The 15,976-nt window shown below is 74.0% G+C and carries 16 protein-coding genes; 6 read left to right on the top strand and 10 right to left on the bottom strand.

Going from position 1 to position 15,976, the window contains the following annotated elements; genetic code table 11:
• Positions 1–190: 190 nt before the first annotated feature.
• Positions 191–607, top strand: coding sequence for a hypothetical protein (locus AB0M16_RS21205; RefSeq protein WP_365345045.1), 417 nt, complete (start codon positions 191–193; stop codon positions 605–607).
• Here the strand turns inward: AB0M16_RS21205 and AB0M16_RS21200 are convergent.
• On the bottom strand, positions 597–1,406 hold the full coding sequence (locus AB0M16_RS21200) for a helix-turn-helix transcriptional regulator (RefSeq protein WP_365345043.1): 810 nt from the start codon (positions 1,404–1,406) through the stop codon (positions 597–599). The two genes, AB0M16_RS21205 and AB0M16_RS21200, sit on opposite strands and share 11 nt — an antisense overlap.
• 105 nt (positions 1,407–1,511) lie before the next feature.
• Here AB0M16_RS21200 and AB0M16_RS21195 point away from each other — a divergent pair, with 105 nt between their 5' ends.
• Positions 1,512–1,814 (top strand): 4a-hydroxytetrahydrobiopterin dehydratase, encoded by a 303-nt coding sequence (locus tag AB0M16_RS21195; RefSeq protein WP_365345041.1) that lies wholly within the window; start codon positions 1,512–1,514, stop codon positions 1,812–1,814.
• 47 nt (positions 1,815–1,861) lie between these two features.
• Positions 1,862–2,605: a class I SAM-dependent methyltransferase gene (locus AB0M16_RS21190; RefSeq protein WP_365345158.1), complete on the top strand. Its 744-nt coding sequence runs from the start codon at positions 1,862–1,864 to the stop codon at positions 2,603–2,605.
• On the opposite strand, the gene AB0M16_RS21185 is transcribed toward AB0M16_RS21190, so the two are convergent.
• A complete protein-coding gene (locus AB0M16_RS21185; protein WP_365345039.1) occupies positions 2,583–3,050 on the bottom strand; it encodes a hypothetical protein in 468 nt (155 codons plus the stop codon). The genes AB0M16_RS21190 and AB0M16_RS21185 overlap by 23 nt on opposite strands.
• On the bottom strand, positions 3,047–3,535 hold the full coding sequence (locus tag AB0M16_RS21180; RefSeq protein ID WP_365345037.1) for a hypothetical protein: 489 nt from the start codon (positions 3,533–3,535) through the stop codon (positions 3,047–3,049). Before AB0M16_RS21180 ends, AB0M16_RS21185 begins: the two co-directional genes overlap by 4 nt.
• 39 nt (positions 3,536–3,574) lie before the next feature.
• On the opposite strand from AB0M16_RS21180, the gene AB0M16_RS21175 reads away from it, so the two are divergent.
• Positions 3,575–4,525 (top strand): WYL domain-containing protein, encoded by a 951-nt coding sequence (locus AB0M16_RS21175; protein ID WP_365345035.1) that lies wholly within the window; start codon positions 3,575–3,577, stop codon positions 4,523–4,525.
• On the opposite strand, the gene AB0M16_RS21170 is transcribed toward AB0M16_RS21175, so the two are convergent.
• A complete protein-coding gene (locus AB0M16_RS21170; protein WP_365345033.1) occupies positions 4,516–5,475 on the bottom strand; it encodes an NmrA family NAD(P)-binding protein in 960 nt (319 codons plus the stop codon). The two genes, AB0M16_RS21175 and AB0M16_RS21170, sit on opposite strands and share 10 nt — an antisense overlap.
• Positions 5,476–5,556: 81 nt before the next feature.
• Between AB0M16_RS21170 and AB0M16_RS21165 the strand changes: the two genes are divergently transcribed.
• Both AB0M16_RS21165 and AB0M16_RS21160 read left to right on the top strand, forming a co-directional pair.
• Positions 5,557–6,489 (top strand): AraC family transcriptional regulator, encoded by a 933-nt coding sequence (locus AB0M16_RS21165; protein ID WP_365345031.1) that lies wholly within the window; start codon positions 5,557–5,559, stop codon positions 6,487–6,489.
• Positions 6,490–6,591: 102 nt separating this feature from the next.
• Positions 6,592–7,515 (top strand): class I SAM-dependent methyltransferase, encoded by a 924-nt coding sequence (locus tag AB0M16_RS21160; RefSeq protein ID WP_365345029.1) that lies wholly within the window; start codon positions 6,592–6,594, stop codon positions 7,513–7,515.
• Between the two features lie 21 nt (positions 7,516–7,536).
• Here the strand turns inward: AB0M16_RS21160 and AB0M16_RS21155 are convergent, their stop codons facing one another.
• From AB0M16_RS21155 to AB0M16_RS21130, 6 genes are all read right to left on the bottom strand, one after another.
• Positions 7,537–7,986 (bottom strand): RICIN domain-containing protein, encoded by a 450-nt coding sequence (locus AB0M16_RS21155; RefSeq protein ID WP_365345027.1) that lies wholly within the window; start codon positions 7,984–7,986, stop codon positions 7,537–7,539.
• A 3-nt stretch (positions 7,987–7,989) separates the two neighbouring features.
• Positions 7,990–8,784 (bottom strand): aldo/keto reductase, encoded by a 795-nt coding sequence (locus AB0M16_RS21150; protein WP_365345156.1) that lies wholly within the window; start codon positions 8,782–8,784, stop codon positions 7,990–7,992.
• 92 nt (positions 8,785–8,876) lie between these two features.
• Positions 8,877–9,641, bottom strand: coding sequence for an ABC transporter ATP-binding protein (locus AB0M16_RS21145; RefSeq protein WP_365345025.1), 765 nt, complete (start codon positions 9,639–9,641; stop codon positions 8,877–8,879).
• Positions 9,638–12,568 (bottom strand): ATP-binding cassette domain-containing protein, encoded by a 2,931-nt coding sequence (locus AB0M16_RS21140; RefSeq protein ID WP_365345023.1) that lies wholly within the window; start codon positions 12,566–12,568, stop codon positions 9,638–9,640. Before AB0M16_RS21140 ends, AB0M16_RS21145 begins: the two co-directional genes overlap by 4 nt.
• A gap of 13 nt (positions 12,569–12,581) precedes the next feature.
• Complete coding sequence (locus AB0M16_RS21135) at positions 12,582–13,847, bottom strand: ABC transporter substrate-binding protein (protein WP_365345021.1); 1,266 nt, start codon at positions 13,845–13,847, stop codon at positions 12,582–12,584.
• Positions 13,848–13,959: 112 nt separating this feature from the next.
• Positions 13,960–15,816: an AMP-dependent synthetase/ligase gene (locus tag AB0M16_RS21130; RefSeq protein ID WP_365345019.1), complete on the bottom strand. Its 1,857-nt coding sequence runs from the start codon at positions 15,814–15,816 to the stop codon at positions 13,960–13,962.
• Positions 15,817–15,976 lie beyond the last annotated feature (160 nt).

Below are 15,976 nucleotides of genomic sequence, written 5' to 3'. Positions count from 1 at the left end.
GTCCTCGCGAGCGTTCCGGTCCCCCGAGCGTCCCCGTCCTCCCGAGCGTCCAGGTCCGCATTACCTCGCACGTAATCGACGCCCCGAGAGGTGCACGGCACTCTCGAATCACCGGGTCCCGGGCGGCGCACTCCGCCCGGGCGCCGGGCCCACACCCCGTCAGATACGCCTCTCAGGAGGGTGATCCGCCATGTCCCAGGCCCTGCTCGCCGGTCTTGCCCGCACCACCCAGCCGCGGTCCATGGTGCGCCGGTTCCTCGCGCTCGACGCCGTCGTCACCGGCGCCAACGGTCTCGCCTACGTCGCCGCCCCCGGCCCCCTCGGCGAGTTCCTCGGCGTCGACCGCGGGCTGCTGTTCGAACTCGGACTCTTCCTGACCGCGTACGCGGCCGGAGTGGCCTGGCTCGCGAGCCGTCCGCGGCCGTCGGCCCTCGGCGTGAAGACCGTGGTCGACGCCAACCTGCTGTGGACGGTGCTCAGCGTCGTCGCGCTCGTCGCCTGGCTGGAGCCCACGACCGCGGGCGCGGTGTGGACCCTGCTGCAGGCCGGTACCGTCGCCGGCTTCGCCGGACTCCAGTGGTCGGCCCTGCGGGCCGCTACGCCTTGAGCGACTGGAGGTACGCCACCGTCGCCGGGTCGGCCGGGAGGAACGTCTCGATGGCCAGCTCGGCGACGGTCACGTCCAGCGGCGTGTTGAACGTCGAGATCGACGACACGAACGACAGCACGTGCCCGTCGTGCTCGATCCGCAGCGGCAGCGCGAAGTACGGGTACGGCACCGGGTCCTCCCGGTCGTCGGGACCCCCGGCGCCCTCCGGCAGCGGATAGGCCGCCACCTCCTCGTACAGCGCGCGCAGCGCCTCCGAGCGGACCAGGCCGATCTGACGCTCCATCTGGGCCAGCAGATGCCCCCGCCACTCCCGCAGATTGCGGATCCGCGGCGCGAGGCCCTCCGGGTGGAGGGTGATCCGCATCGCGTTCAACGGCGGGGTCAGCAGGTGCTCCGGGAGCCCGGTGAGGAGCATCCCGATCCCCTGATTGGCCGCCACGACCGTGTACGAGCCGTCCACGACGAGCGCCGGGAACGGCTCGTAGCCCTGCAGCAGCCGCGCGATGCCCTCGCGGAGCGTCTCCAGCAACGGCTCGTCGAGCGTCGACTCGGTGAACCGGGGGGCGTAACCCGCCGCCAGGAGCAGGGCGTTGCGCTCCCGGACCGGCACGTCCAGGTGTTCCGCCAGCTTGAGGACCATCTCCTCGCTCGGCCGCGAGCGCCCGGTCTCGACGAAGGAGATGTGCCGCGCGGACGAGTCCGCCCGCAGCGCCAGCTCCAGCTGGCTCAACCGCCGCTGCTCGCGCCAGCCGCGCAGCAGCGGACCCACACCCGTGTCGGTCGCGACAGTTGTCATGGTCAGACGGTATCCCAGAGGGGGACCCGGGTACGTTCTCCCCGGGACCGCTCCGTCACCACCCAGCGCACCGCCACCAGCCAGCACGACCGGAGGGAGCACCACGTGCCCACACAGCCCCTGTCGCAGAAGGAGATCGAGGACCGCCTGCGGGAGCTTCCCGGCTGGGCCCTCGACGGCGACCGCATCACCCGGAAGTACGAGCTCGCCGACCACTTCGCCGCGACCGCGCTCGTCGTCCATGTCGCCCAGATCCAGCAGGAGCTGAACCACCACAGCGATCTGACGCTCGGTTACAACACCGTCGCCGTCTCCGTGAACACCCACACCGCCGGCGGGGTCACCGACAAGGACTTCGGGCTCGCCGAACGCGTGGAGGCGGTGGCGCCCGGCCACGGCGCTCGCTGACACCGCCACGTACGATCTCCCGCATGGGGGAGCACACGGGGAAGCCGATCCTCGACTACGAGGCCGAGGCCGCGCACTACGACGAGACCCGCGGCGGGGTGCCGCGGGCTCGGGCGGCGGCCGACGCCGTGCTGCGGCTCGTGCCGCCCGACGCCCGCACGCTGCTCGACCTCGCCTGCGGCACCGGCCTCGTCACCGAACGCCTCGCCCGGCCCGGCCTCGCCGTGTACGGGGCCGACGCCGCGCACGCGATGCTGCGCACGGCCGCCGGCCGGGTCCCCGGCCGGGCCGTGCGCGCCGACGCCCGGCGGCTGCCGCTGCGGGACGGTGCCGTCGACGCCGTCAGCGCCGTCTGGCTGCTGCACCTGGTGCCGTTCGTCGAGGACGTCGTCGCCGAGGCGGCCCGGGTGCTGCGCCCCGGCGGCGTGTTCGTCACGACCGTCGACAAGGACCTCGCCCACGACGTCGGCAGCGACATCGACGCCGTGCTCCGCCCGCACCGCGCGCCCGACGCGGCATCGGACCGGCTCGGCCTCGTCACCGCGTACGCCGCCGCGCACGGCCTCGTCCCCGCCTCCGGCACCGACTTCACCGGCCACGGCCAGGGCGGCACCCCGCGCGGCACCGCCGAGAAACTGCGCCGCGGCTCCTACGCGTCCTGGTTCCACGGCACCCCCGCGACCGTGGAGGCCCTCTCCCGGGCCCTCGCCGCCCTCCCGGACCAGGACCGGCCGCGCGCCGATCCCGCCTACCGGCTCGCCCGCTACGTCAAGGACGCGGCCCGCGGCTGAAGTCCATCACCCAGTTCACCACCCACCGCTCGGTCCCGGCGGGCGCGAACGCCTGCTCCCAGCGGGCCGTCTCCGGGCCGATCCCCGACCACCGGAACCGCACCCGCACCGGACGGCCCCCGTAGTGGTCGTCGCCGAAGAACTCGCCCGTGCCGTCCGGGCCGAAGCGCCCGCGCACCGGCGGCTCCAGCCGGCCGGTGCGGCTGTTGGACCAGTTCAGCGTCCACTCGTCGGTCTCCGGCTCGTACAGGCGCAGGGTCAGCCCGCTGAAGCCCTTCGCGGGGAAGACGATCTCGTCGACGTGCGCCCGACCGTCCCGGAACAGGAGCCCGGTGGTGTGCCCGTCGAACTCCTCCCAGCCGCTGTCCGGATCGAGGAAGTCGGCGAGCCGCCGGTTGCGGACGGTCCACCCGCCCTCCAGGAAGTCGAAGCCGCCGCCGCTCACGCGTCCACCCCCGTCGTGCCGCTGGTCAGCGCGTCCGCCAGGTACGCGTCGAGGTCGGCGGTCTCGGCTGCGAGCATGTGCCGCACCCAGGCGGCCCGTTCGTGACCGAGCGGGGCCAACTCCCAAACACAGCCGATCCAGTTGCGCGCGCCCGGCTCGGTCGGCACGAAACGGGTGGGGTCCAGGTCCGGGCAGTCGAGGGCCGGCTGGCCCGCCGCCGCGCCCGTGAAGTGGAGCACGTTGTCCCACACCCAGCTGTAGACGTTGAGGTACGCGCCGGTGTCGCCGCCCCGGTGCAGCACCACGAAACTCGCCGCCGGGGTGCCGTCCGGCGCCGGAAGGAGCTCCGGGAGCAGCGCGTACGCCGCCTTCTCGACCTCCGGCTCGATGCCCGCCGGGTCGGCCGTCACGTGGTAGCGCTTGATGTGCCGGCCGCCGATCTCGACGGGCGGCAGAACGATGAGGTGCTTCTCCGCGAAAGTCATGGCTGGACTGTAGGAGCACTTCACTGACACCTTGTGTCAGTGAAGTCCAGCCGTCTCCTCACGATCCTGCTGCTCCTGCAGACGCGCGGCCGCATGACCGCCCACGAGCTCGCCGAGGAGCTGGAGGTCTCGGTCCGCACCGTCTACCGGGACGTCGAGTCCCTGCACGCCGCCGGAGTGCCGCTGTACGGCGACGCCGGGCACCGCGGCGGTTACCGGCTGCTCGCCGGACACCGCAACCGGCTCACCGACCTGTACGCGCGCGAGGCCGAGGCCCTCGTGCTCGCCGGGCTTCCCGTCGCCGCCGACGAGCTCGGGCTCGGCGGCCACTTCACCGACGCCCAGCTGAAACTGCGGGCCGCCCTGCCCGCGCCGCTGCGCGAGCACGTCGACCGGCTGCGCACCCGCTTCCACATCGACGCACCCGGCTGGTACGCCACGGAGCGAGCGGCCCCGTTCCTGCCGCAGGTCGCCGACGCCGTCCGGACCGGGCACGTCATCACCGTCCGCTACCGGCGCTGGAAGGAGCCCACCGACGTCGACCGGCGCCTGGAGCCGTACGGCCTGGTGCTCAAGGCGGGCCGCTGGTACCTGGTCGCCGGGCCCGGGCCGCGCACCTACCGGGTCGACCAGATCCTCGACCTCACCGTCACCGACGAGGAGGCCGTCATCCCCGAGGACTTCGACCTGACCGCCCACTGGCGGGCGGCCCAGGACGACTTCCACGCCCGGCTGCACCAGGGCGAGGCCCTCGTCCGGATCTCCCCGCGCGGTGTCGCCCGGCTCAGCGGCGCCGCCGCCCTGGCCGTCGCCGAGCACGGCGTCACGGAGTCCGACGGCTGGATCCGGGCCTCCCTGCCCGTCGAGGGGCCCCGGCACGCCCACGACACCCTGCTCGCCCTCGGCACGGAGGTGGAGGTCCTCGCCCCCGAGGACCTCCGCGAGCGGATCGCCGCCACCGTGCGGACCCTCGCCGCCCGTTACGCCTGAGCCGCGACCGTGGCCGCCGGGTCGCCGTCCTGGTCCGCCGCCGGCTCGCCCTCCCGGTCCGCCACGCCGTCCTGGTCCGCGGCCGGGCCGAACGCCCGGTCCGCGTAGGCCGAGAAGTCGCGCGGCTCGCGGCCCAGGACCCGCTTCACCCCGTCCGTCACCGGGGTGTTGTGCCCGTCGAGGAGCGTCGTGAACAAGGCGGCCAGCCATGCCGCTTCGGGCTCCGGCATGCCGAACCCGGCCAGCATCCCGGCGAATTCGACCTCGCCCATCGGCACGTACGCGACCTCCCGGCCCGAGGCCCGCGACAGCTCGGCCGCCACCTCGGCGAAGGTCAGCGCCCGCGGCCCGGTCAGCTCGTGCACCAGACCCGCCTGCCCGTCCTGCACCAGGGTCTCCACGACGACCTCCGCGAGGTCGTCCACGTCGACGAACGGCTCCGCCGTGTCACCGGCCGGGAAGGCGATCACCCCGGCCGCGACACCTTCCGCGAGCAGCCCCTCGTCGAAGTTCTGCGCGAAGAACGCGGCCCGTACGACGGTGAGTTCGACCCCGGCCGCCCGCAGCGCCTGCTCCGCCCGCACCGCCTCCGGCTCGCCCCGCCCGGAGAGCAGGGTGAGCCGCCGCACCCCGTGCGCGGCCGCGAGCCCGCCGAAGGTCCGCATCGCCTCCTCGGCGCCCGGCGCGGCCAGGTCGGGGTAGTAGTTGACGAACGCGGCGTCCGCGCCCGCCAGGGCCGGACCCCAGGTGGCCGGGTCCTCCCAGTCGAAGCGGGTCGGGCCGCCGCGGGAGCCGGCGAGGACCCGCGCCCCGCGCTCCTCCAGGCCGCGGGCCACCCGGCGCCCGGTCTTGCCGGTCGCACCCGTCACCAGAACCGTCCGCGTGCCGTCCCTCCGCGTGCCGTCCGTCTGCGAGTTGTCCGTCTGCGTGTTCTCCGTGTGCGTCGTCATGGCTCAAGACTCGTCGTCGCGGACCGGGATTCCCATGCTCCACCGGCTCACCCGCATACGCCTCCGTCTACGCTGGCGGCCATGGACGCACTCGCCGGCCTCCTCGACGGACCCCGCGCCAAGGGCGCCTTCATCCTGCGCATGGTGATGGCACCGCCCTGGTCCGTACGGATCGCGGACGAAGCCCCGCTCTGCCTGATGTGCGTCACCGACGGCGAGGCCTGGATCGTGCCCGACGGAGGCGGGGCTCCGGTCCTGCTGCGGCCCGGTGACATCGCGATCGCCCGCGGCCCGGAGCCGTACAACGTCGCCCACACCGCCGACGCCGTGCCCACCGCCGTCATCGGCCCCGGCGGCCACTGCTCGACCCTCAGCGGGGAGCCGCTGGAGCAGTCGATGAGCCTCGGCGTGCGGACCTGGGGCAACGCCCCCGACGGCGGCACCGCCGTCCTCGTCGGCACCTACCTGCTGGCCGGCGAGGTCAGCCGGCGGCTGCTCGACGCCCTGCCCGGCCTGCTGCACCTGCCCGCCGACGCGTGGAACTGCCCGCTGATGCCGTTCCTGGAGCAGGAGATCTCTCGCGACGAGCCCGGGCAGAGCGTCGTCCTCGACCGGGTGCTCGACCTGCTCCTGATCGCCGCCGTCCGCGCCTGGTTCTCCCGGCCGGGGGCCGCCGCCCCCGCCTGGTACCGGGCGATGGGCGACCCGGTCGTCGGGCGGGCACTGCGGCTCATGGAGAACGACCCGGCCCATCCCTGGACGGTCGCCTCCCTCGCCGACAAGGCCGGCGTCTCCCGGGCCGCGCTCGCCCGGCGCTTCACCGACCTGGTGGGGGAGCCCCCGATGGCGTACCTCACCGGCTGGCGCATCGCGCGCGCCGCCGACCTGCTGCGGCAGACCGACGCCACCGTCGAGTCCGTCGCCCGCCAGGTCGGCTACAGCAGCGCCTTCGCGCTGAGCGCCGCCTTCAAGCGGGTCCGCGGGATCAGCCCGCAGCAGCACCGAGGGAACTGAGCCTTCCCCAGGGCGCGCGGGGCCGATCCGACGCACGTGCGACATTTGCCGGATCGGCAAGTTCGTTCGCCTCTCCGGCACGGATGGGCGCACGCTGTCCCCATGAGCGCTATCGAGCACCAGGGCCGCCCGCACGGCCACGGCCGCAGCCACGCCGCCCACCACGCCCACCACGACCGCGCCCACCTCGACTGGGTCGAACTGGCACCCCTGCTCACCCGCCAGGCGGAGACCCAGAGCCCCCTCTACGCCGAGGCCGCCGCCTGGCTCGCCGTCCTCGCGCCCGCGGCATCGGTGCGCCGGGTCCTGGACATCGGCAGCGGGCCCGGCGTCGTCACCGCCCTGCTCGCGGAGGCCTTCCCCGAGGCCGAGGTCGTCGCCGTGGACGCGAGCCCCGAACTCCTCGCCCTCGCCCAGGAACGCGCCGACGCCCGCGGGCTCGGCGGCCGGGTCAGCACCCTGCGGGCCGAACTCCCGGCGGACTTCGCGACGCTGGGCACCGCCGACCTGATCTGGGCCAGCCACTCGCTGCACCACATCGGAGACCAGCGCGCCGCCCTCGCGTCCTTCGCCGACGTGCTGGACCCCGGCGGTGTCATCGCCCTCGCCGAGGGCGGCCTCCCCGCCCGCCACCTGCCGTGGAACGCGGGCGTGGGCCGCCCCGGACTGGAGGCCAGGATCGACGCGGCGAGCGCCGACTGGTTCGGCGAGATGCGGGCCGCGCTGCCCGGCACCAAGGAGGAGATCGACGACTGGGCCGGCCTCCTCGCCGACGCCGGGCTCACCCCCAGCGGCACCCGGAGCTTCCTCTCCGACCTCCCCGCCCCGCTGCCGGACGCCGTCCGCGAGCAGGTCGTCGCCTACTACGAACGGCAGCGGAGCGGCCTGGCCGAGTGCCTCGCGGACGACGACCGCGCCGCCCTCGACCGGCTGCTCGACCCGGCCGACCCGCTCTCCCTGCACCGCCGCCCGGACGTCTTCCTGCTCGCCGCCCGTACGGTCCACACGGCGCGCAGGCCCGCCTGACACCCGGGCGCGACCCTCGGCTCAGGACACCGGCTCCAACCGCCACCACTGTGACGGGGAGTCGGTGTCCTCCCACTGACGCACGTCCGCGCCGTCCTCGTGCGAGCCGTCCGCCACCTCAAGGAGCAGGCCGCTGACGAAGCTCACCAGAGTCACCGTGCCCGGCGACTGCAGGTCCTGCTCGATGATCCACTCCTGGGCGCCGAAGTTGTTGGCCCTCCACTGCTGGATGCGGGCGCCGTTCTCCGTCGAGGCGTTCGCCACGTCGAGCCGCTTGCCGCCGGCCACGTTCACCAGGTGGTGGAGGCCGCTGCCGTTCGGCACCGGGGCGATGTGCCAGTGCTGGCCGGGCGCGCCCCGGTCGGCCGCCTGCCGCACCGGGGCGCCGCTGCGCGTCGACCCCTCGTACACCTCCAGGAGCAGCCCGCTGGCCACGTTCCGCACCCGGTAGACCCCCTCCGCGACCTGCACGGGTCAGGCGCCGACGTTGAACTCGCCCGGGTTCGGGCCGAGGCGGCGGCCCTCGTCCAGCGCGGCGATCGCCGCGAGGTCCTCGGCGTCCAGCTCGAAGTCGAAGACGGCGATGTTCTCCCGGATGCGGGCGGGGGTCACCGACTTCGGGATCACCACGTTCCCCACCTGGAGGTGCCAGCGCAGCACCACCTGGGCGGGGGTGCGGCCGTGCTTCTGCGCGATCGCCACCAGCGCGGGGACCTCCAGGAGGCCACGGCCCTGCCCGAGCGGCGACCAGGCCTCGGTGGCGATGCCGTGCTTCTCGTGCGCCGCGCGGGACTCCGTCTGCTGGAGCTGCGGGTGCAGCTCGATCTGGTTGACCGCGGGGACGACCGAGGTCTCGCCGATCAGCCGCTCCAGGTGCTCGGGCAGGAAGTTGGACACGCCGATCGCCCGGGCCCGCCCCTCGGACAGGATCTTCTCGAAGGCGCGGTACGTGTCGACGTACGCGTCCTTCGCCGGGACCGGCCAGTGGATCAGGTACAGGTCGACGTGGTCCAGGCCCAGCTTCGCCAGCGAGGCGTCGAAGGCGCGCAGGGTGGAGTCGTAGCCCTGCTCGCTGTTCCACAGCTTCGTCGTGACGAAGAGCTCCTCGCGGGGGAGCCCCGAGGTGGCGAGCGCCTTGCCGGTGCCCGTCTCGTTCTCGTAGATCGCGGCGGTGTCGATGGAGCGGTAACCCGCCTCCAGCGCCGTGGCGACGGCGCCCTCGGCCTCGTCGTCGGGCACCTGCCAGACGCCGAAGCCGAGCTGCGGCATCCGCACGCCGTTGTTCAGGGTGAGGAAGGGGACCTTGTTGTCCGTGCTCACGAGGGGTCGTTCCTAACGTCGTCGGTTCTCTCCAGCCAGCGTCAACGATCACCGGCCGGATCGCATTCCGCCGGGCCCGAGGAAGTCCCGGCCGTGCCCAGATAGGCGGCCCGCACCCGCGGGTCCGCCCGCACGTCCTCCGCCGGGCCCTCGGCGAGCACCCGCCCCAGGTCGAGGACGACCACGCGGGCGCACAGCTCCATCACGAAGGAGACGTGGTGCTCGACGAGGAGCACCGCGCACCCCTCCTCCTCCGCCAGGCGCCGCACCACGGCCGCCAGCCGGCCCCGCTCCTCGGCCGACATGCCGGACGCGGGTTCGTCGAGCAGCAGCAGCCGCGGCGGATCGGCGAGCGCCCGGGCCAGCTCCGCCATCCGGGCCTGCCCGACCGGCAGCACGCCCGCGTACGTCCCCGCGAGCGCGTCGAGTCCGCACACGCGCAGCACCTCGGCGGCCCGCGCGCGGCGCGCGGCGACGGGGCCGCGGCGCCACTCCTGCGCGACGACGAGATTGTCCTCGACGGTCAGCTGCCCGAACAGCTGCTGCCGCTGGAAGGTCCGGCGCACCCCGTGCCGGGCCCGCCAGACCGGGGAACGGCGCGTGATGTCGGTCCCGTCCAGCAACACCCGCCCGTGGTCCGGCCGCCGGATCCCTGACAGCACGTCGAACAGCGTCGTCTTCCCGGCCCCGTTGGGCCCGATGAGCCCGCAGACCTCGCCGCCGCGGACCGCGACCGCCACGTCGTCGAGCGCGCGCACCCCGCCGAAGCGCACCTCCACGCCCGTCGCCTCCAGCAGCGCCGTCATGAACGCACTCCCATCCCGAGATAGGCGTCGGCGAGCCGCTCGGCGTCCGCCTCGGCCCGCGGACCGCACCACACGATCCGCCCCTCGGCCAGATACGCGACGGTGTCCGCGAGCCCCAGCGCCTCGGCCGCCTTCTCCTCCACCAGCAGCAGTGCCGTCCCCCGCGCCCGCAGCTCGCCCAGGACCGCGAACACCTCGTCGACCACCCGGGGCGCGAGCCCGAGCGACGGCTCGTCGGCGATCAGCACGTCCGGCGGCCGCTGCAGCAGCGGCGCGAGCGCGAGCAACTGCTGCTCGCCCCCCGACAGCGAGCCCGCGGCGACGCCCCGCCGCGCGGCGAGCGCGGGGAAGCGGGTGAGGACCGCCTCCCGGTCGGCCGCGTCGGCCAGCTGCAGCGCCAGGTTCTCCTCGATGGACAACCCGGCGAAGATCCCTCGCCCCTCGGGCGCCAACCGCACCCCGCGCCGCGCCCGCTCCACAGCGGAGTCCGCCCGGGCCTCCGTCCCGCCGACCCGGACGTCGCCGCCCCGGGCCCGCAACAGCCCACCGGCCACCCGGCAGAGCGTGGACTTCCCGGCCCCGTTGGCCCCGAGCACGGCGACGATCTCCCCGGCCCGCACGCCGAGGTCCACACCGTGCAGCACGTCCGCGCCGGCCCCGTACCCGGCCCGCACCCCGGCGAGCTCCAGCGCGGCGCGGCCCACCCCGGCGGCCGTGCCCGCTCCCGCACGGCCGGGACCCGCGCCCGGGCCGTCCGTGGCGGGGGCGCTTTCGGCGCGGGGCGAGGGGACGCCGGTCATGGCGGCCCGGCCGAGGGAATCGGCGCCGCGGGCGCCGCCACCGACCTCGTCGGGCCCGACCCCGTCGGGACCGACCCCATCGGGCCCGACACCTGGCCCGGCCGCGCCTGGCCCGGCCGGGCCAGGACCAGCGCCACTCGGACCTGCCCCACTGGGACCGGCGCCACCTCGGCCGGCCGTGCCCCGACCGACAGCGCCCGCACGGCCGCCCCGGCGGGCCGCCCAGCGAGCGGGGATCGCCGCCACGTAGCCGTCCGGATCGTTGGCCAGGGCCAGACCCGCGAGACCGAAGAGGACCACCGGGAGATGGGCGGAGTCGGTGACGTACGAGGCGAGGAGGTGGGGGGCGACCGCGAAGACGAGGCCGGCGACGACCGCGTACTGGGGGCGGCGGACGCCCGCCGCGACGACCACGGCCAGCCACACCAGGCCCGCCATCGCGGGAAAGTCCGTCGCCGTCACACGCGTGTTGTACGAGGCGTACAGCACGCCGCCGAACCCCGCCACGCCCGCCGACACCGTGAAGACCAGGAGCTTCGTCCGCACCACCGAGACGCCCGAGGCCGCCGCCGCGGCCGGGGCCGAGCGGACCGCCAGCATCGCGCGTCCCCGGCGCGAGCCCCGCAGCCGGCTCAGCGCCGCCACGCCCGCCGTGCACAGCAGGACGAGGGCCACGCCCATGGCCCGGTCGTCGGACAGGTCGAGCGGTCCGAGGACGGGGCGGGGGATCTCCCAACCGGTGTCCCCGTTGCGCAGCCATCCGAACTGGAAGAGGACCTGGTCGGCGAGGAAGGCGAGCGCGAGGGTCGCCAGGGCGAGCGAGCGCCCGCCGAGCCGCAGCGCGGGCAGCGCCACCACCGCGCCGAGCAGCGCCGCCACGGCCGTACCGGCGAGCGTCGCCGCGAAGAAGGGCCAGCCGCGGCTCATCAGGAGCCCGGCGACGAGTGCCGCGCCGGTCACGAAGGTCGCCTGGGCGAGCGAGACCATCGCGCCCAGGCCGGTGACGACGGAGAAGGACAGGAAGACCAGGCCGATCGCCAGGCCCTGCGCGAGGATGCCGCTCCAGAACGGGGTCGTCACCGTGGAGAAGGCGAGGGCGAGCAGCGCCGCCGCCGCCACCCACGGTCCCCAGCGGCGGGCCGGGCCGAGCGCGGCGAGCCGGTCGTCGGGCGGGGGATCGACGGCCGCCGTACCCGCGACGCGCTCCCGTCGGGCGAGCAGCACGAGTCCGGCGAAGAGGATGAGGAAGGGCACGGCGGTGCGGAAGCCGGTGACGTCCTCGGCGAAGCTCGCGTAGCCGGCGACGAGGTTCTGTACGACCCCGAGCCCGAGCCCGCCCGCGAAGGCCAGCGGCACGGAGGCGAAGCGGCCGAGGACCGCGGCCGTCGCCGAGACGAAGAGGAACAGCGTGTAGTCGTGGGCGGAGAGGCCGAGGAGCGGGGTGGCGAGGACGCCGGCGAGACCGGCGAGCGCCGAGGAGAGCATCCACGCGACGGACGAGAGCCGGTCGGCGTCCACGCCCCGCAGTTCGGCGAGCGAGCGGTTGTCGACGGCGGCCCTCAGCCGCAGCCCGAGCCGGGTGTGCCGGAGCAGCACCCACAGTCCGACGGCGACCGCCGCCGTGACCAGCCAGGTGATCAGCTGGTCGGAGTCCACGCCGACGCCGTCGATCCCGAGCGCCTCGAACGGGCGCCAGGAGACCGCCGGGCTCGGCCCCACCCCCGGCAGGCCGAACTGGTTCTCGGCGGGCACGACCGGCGCCCCGGCCCGCTCCAGGAGTTCCACCGCCCACAGGCCGGCGGCCGGCAGCGCGACGAGCAGGCCGATCGTGGCCGTGATCTGCGCGGTCTCGCCGACCTTGGCCAGCTTGCGGAACATCAGCCGGTCGAGCCCCCAGCCGAGCCCGGGCGCCACGACCAGGACGAGCAGCACGGCGGTGGGGACGGCGGGCCAGCCGAAGCCGGAACGGAGCTCGTGGAAGGCGAGCGCGCACAGGTACGCGGTCGCGCCGTGCGCGAAGTTGAACAGCCCGGAAGCGGCGGAGGACAGTACGAGCCCGGTGGCGAGCAGCGCGTACAGCGCGCCCGAGACCAGACCGCTCAGCACGAAGGCCAGCAGGTCGCCCACGGATCCGCGCCCCCTACCGGAAGGGGATCGGCGGGTGGCAGCGGAAGGGCACGGCCACCTCGTAGCGCCCGCCGGTCAGCCGGACGAGCGCGCCGCAGCCGAAGCTCTCCTTCTGGCCCTTGGGCTCGGCCCGGTCGCCGACGAGGGTGCCGGTGTCGGAGAAGCCGTTCGCCGCCTTCTGGAAGGACTCGACGGTGAGGTCCTTGCCCGCCTTGGCGGCGAGCGAGAGGAAGAGGTCGGCACTCATGTAGCCGGTCATCATGTGCATGTTGAGGGGGACGTCCTTGCCGGCCGCCTTCCTGATGTCCGCCTTGAACTGCCGCATCGCCGGGCTGTCGGCCTCGAAGGGCTGGAACTGCAGGAGCACCACGACCCCGTCGAGTGCCTGCCGGGTGGCGTCCCTGGCGAGGAGTCCCGGGTCGTAGTCGGTGGGGTCGGAGAGCACGCCCCGGTAGCCGGCCCGCTTGAGGGCCGTGAACAGGCCGATGTTGTACGGGGTCTGCATCACGGACACGACGGCGTCGGGAGCCTTGCCACCGGGGCCGGAGCGCAGGATCTCCTTGGTGTAGGCGGACCAGTCGTTCGGCAGTGAGCCGGCGGGCACGGCGGCCTTGGCGTAGGCGAGTTCGAAGCCGGCGGCCCTGAAGCCCTGGGTGAAGGTCCGGATGCCGAACTTGCCTGCGTCGTTGTCGCCCGCGATCAGCGCGACCGAGCGGCCCTTGGCACCGCCGAGGATCGTGGCGAGGCCCTCGGGCCAGGTCTGGTTGAGCGTGCCGCCGGGGGTGGGGACGAGGCAGCCGTTGAAGCCGTAGAGGTGCTTGGGGCCGCAGAAAGAGGGGAGGGTGCCCCAGCCGACCGTGGGAACCGCCTGGGCGTCGAGGAAGTCGGCGCCCGCGAAGGTCACCGAGCTCATGGGCGCGACGGCGAAGACCCGGTCCTGCTGGACGAGTTTGCGGGCCGCGGCGAGATTGCGCGCCGGGTCCTGTCCGTCGTCCTGGGCGCCCAGGTACTCGATCCGGCGTCCGTTGACGCCGCCTTCGGCGTTGGCCCGGTCGTAGCGCGCCTTGGCGCCGAGGTCGGTGTCCTTCTTCGAGTAGCCGCTGGCGCTCGTCATGGAGACGATTCCGCCGACCTTGATCGTGTCGGCGGTCACTCCGCGTACGGTGCCGCCGGAGGCTCCCGGTGCGGGCGAAGTGCCGCCGGTGGAAGCGGAGTTGCAGGCTGTGACGAGGAACAGGGCCGCTGCCGCGGCGGCGAGGGTGCGGAGCGTTCTGGGCACGGTCGGTCATCCCTCCGTCGGGTGACCGCATTCTGTGAGCGACCTGATGAACCGTCAATAACTGATGCAACGTCAATTGATGATGCGTCAGATATCTGGTGGAGGTGCCGGCTCAGCGGTACAGCGCCTCGACCTCGGCCGCGTACGTCTGCTCGATCGCCTTCCGCTTCAGCTTCAGGGACGGGGTCAGGAGCCCGTGCTCCTCGCTGAACGGATGCGCCAGGATCCGGAAGGTCCGGATCGACTCCGCCTGCGAGACCCGCACGTTGGCCGACACGACGGCCCGCCGGATCTCCGTCTCCAGGTCCGGATCGCGCACCAGCTCGGCCGGCGGCAGCGGCGGCCGGTTCTGCATCGCGAGCCAGTGCTCCACGGCCTCCTGGTCGAGCGTCACCAGCGCCGCCACGTACGGGCGGTCGTTGCCGACCACGATGCACTGCGCCACCAGTGGATGCGCCCGCACCCGCTCCTCCAGGCCGGCCGGCGAGACGCTCTTGCCGCCCGAGGTCACCAGGATCTCCTTCTTCCGCCCGGTGATCGTCAGATAGCCGTCCTCGTCGAGCGCTCCCAGGTCCCCGGTCGCCAGCCAGCCGTCGTTCAACACGGCACCCGTGGCCTGTGGATTGTTGAGGTACCCGGAGAAGACCTGGCCGCCGTGCAGCCACACCTCCCCGTCCTCCGCGATGTGCACCGTCGTCCCCGGCACCGGCTGGCCCACCGTGCCGTACTTGGTGCGCTCCGGCGGGTTCGCCGTCGCCGCCGCGGACGACTCCGTCAGGCCGTACCCCTCGAAGATCGTCACGCCCGCGCCCTCGAAGAAGAGCCCGAGCTGCCGGTCCATGCCCGAACCGCCGGACATCGCGTGCCGCACCCGGCCCCCGAGCGCCTCGCGGACCTTCCCGTACACGGTCTTCTCGAAGAACTGGTGCTGCATCCGCAGCCCCGCGGAAGGGCCCGGCCCGATGCCGAAGGCCTTGTGCTCCAACGCCTCCGCGTAGCGCACGGCCACGTCCACGGCCTTGTCGAACGGACCCCGCCTCCCCTCCGACTCCGCCCGGCGCCGGGCGGCGTTGAAGACCTTCTCGAAGATGTACGGCACGGCCAGCACGAAGCTCGGCCGGAAGGCCTGCAGGTCCGGCAGCAGCTCGGACGCCGCGAGCACCGGCTGGTGGCCCAGCTTCACCGCGCCCCGGACCGCCGCCACCTGCACCATCCGCCCGAAGACGTGCGCGAGCGGCAGGAACAGCAGCGTGGAGGCCTCGTCGCCGGGCCGGGAGTGGAAGACCGGCTCCCAGCGGCCGATCAGCATGTCCGTCTCGAACATGAAGTTGGAGTGGGTGATCACGCAGCCCTTGGGGCGGCCCGTCGTGCCCGACGTGTAGATCACCGTCGCCACCGACTCCGGCGTCACCGCCTTGCGGTGCCGCTGCACCACGTCCTCGTCGATGTCCGCGCCGGCCGCCATCAGCTCGCCGACCGCGCCCGCGTCGAGCTGCCACAGGCGCTGCAGCCGCGGCAGCCGGTCGATCACCGAGCCGATCGTCATCGCGTGGTCCTCGTGCTCCACCACGCAGGCCGTCACCTCGGCGTCGTGCAGCATCCACAGGACCTGCTCGGCGGAGGACGTCGGATAGACCGGCACCGACTGCGCGCCCAGCGCCCACAGCGCGAAGTCGAAGAGCGTCCACTCGTACCGGGTCCGCGCCATGATCGCGACCCGGTCGCCGAACCGCACACCCTCCGCGATCAGGCCCTTCGCGAGCGCCATGACCTCGTCCCGGAACTGGGCGGCGGTCACGTCCCGCCACAGCCCCTCGGCGTCCTTGCGGCCCAGCGCGACCCGGAACGGATCCCGGTCGGCATGATCGAACACGGCGTCCGCCAGACCGCCGACCTGAGGCGCCGCCTCGACGGGCGGCACGGTGAACTCGCGCACTGATCTGCTCCCTCGCCCGCTCGATGTCGCCATCCGTACGGCGCCGGTGAACCTACCCCACGCCGCGACGCGACGGGAGGGGCTTCACCAAGCCGCGACATTGGACGTCTCCACAGGTCAGCGAAGGGAAACCGGGCAAGTGAGTGGTTCGCGAGGCCGGTTGGGTGACCCCCGGTAATCCCTGGTGGGCGGA

Source organism: Streptomyces sp. NPDC051921 (assembly GCF_040680975.1).
Classification (GTDB): Bacteria; Actinomycetota; Actinomycetes; order Streptomycetales; family Streptomycetaceae; genus Streptomyces.
This window is presented reverse-complemented; position numbering and strand designations above follow the sequence as displayed.

Excerpts from the sequence above, each read along its gene's own strand:
- AB0M16_RS21160 (WP_365345029.1), top strand. The coding sequence starts at position 6,592 with ATGAGCGCTATCGAGCACCAGGGCCGCCCGCACGGCCACGGCCGCAGC.
- AB0M16_RS21180 (WP_365345037.1), bottom strand. The coding sequence starts at position 3,535 with ATGACTTTCGCGGAGAAGCACCTCATCGTTCTGCCGCCCGTCGAGATC.
- AB0M16_RS21165 (WP_365345031.1), top strand. The coding sequence starts at position 5,557 with ATGGACGCACTCGCCGGCCTCCTCGACGGACCCCGCGCCAAGGGCGCC.
- AB0M16_RS21205 (WP_365345045.1), top strand. The coding sequence starts at position 191 with ATGTCCCAGGCCCTGCTCGCCGGTCTTGCCCGCACCACCCAGCCGCGG.
- AB0M16_RS21170 (WP_365345033.1), bottom strand. The coding sequence starts at position 5,475 with ATGACGACGCACACGGAGAACACGCAGACGGACAACTCGCAGACGGAC.
- AB0M16_RS21145 (WP_365345025.1), bottom strand. The coding sequence starts at position 9,641 with ATGACGGCGCTGCTGGAGGCGACGGGCGTGGAGGTGCGCTTCGGCGGG.
- AB0M16_RS21130 (WP_365345019.1), bottom strand. The coding sequence starts at position 15,816 with ATGGCGACATCGAGCGGGCGAGGGAGCAGATCAGTGCGCGAGTTCACC.
- AB0M16_RS21150 (WP_365345156.1), bottom strand. The coding sequence starts at position 8,784 with ATGCCGCAGCTCGGCTTCGGCGTCTGGCAGGTGCCCGACGACGAGGCC.
- AB0M16_RS21200 (WP_365345043.1), bottom strand. The coding sequence starts at position 1,406 with ATGACAACTGTCGCGACCGACACGGGTGTGGGTCCGCTGCTGCGCGGC.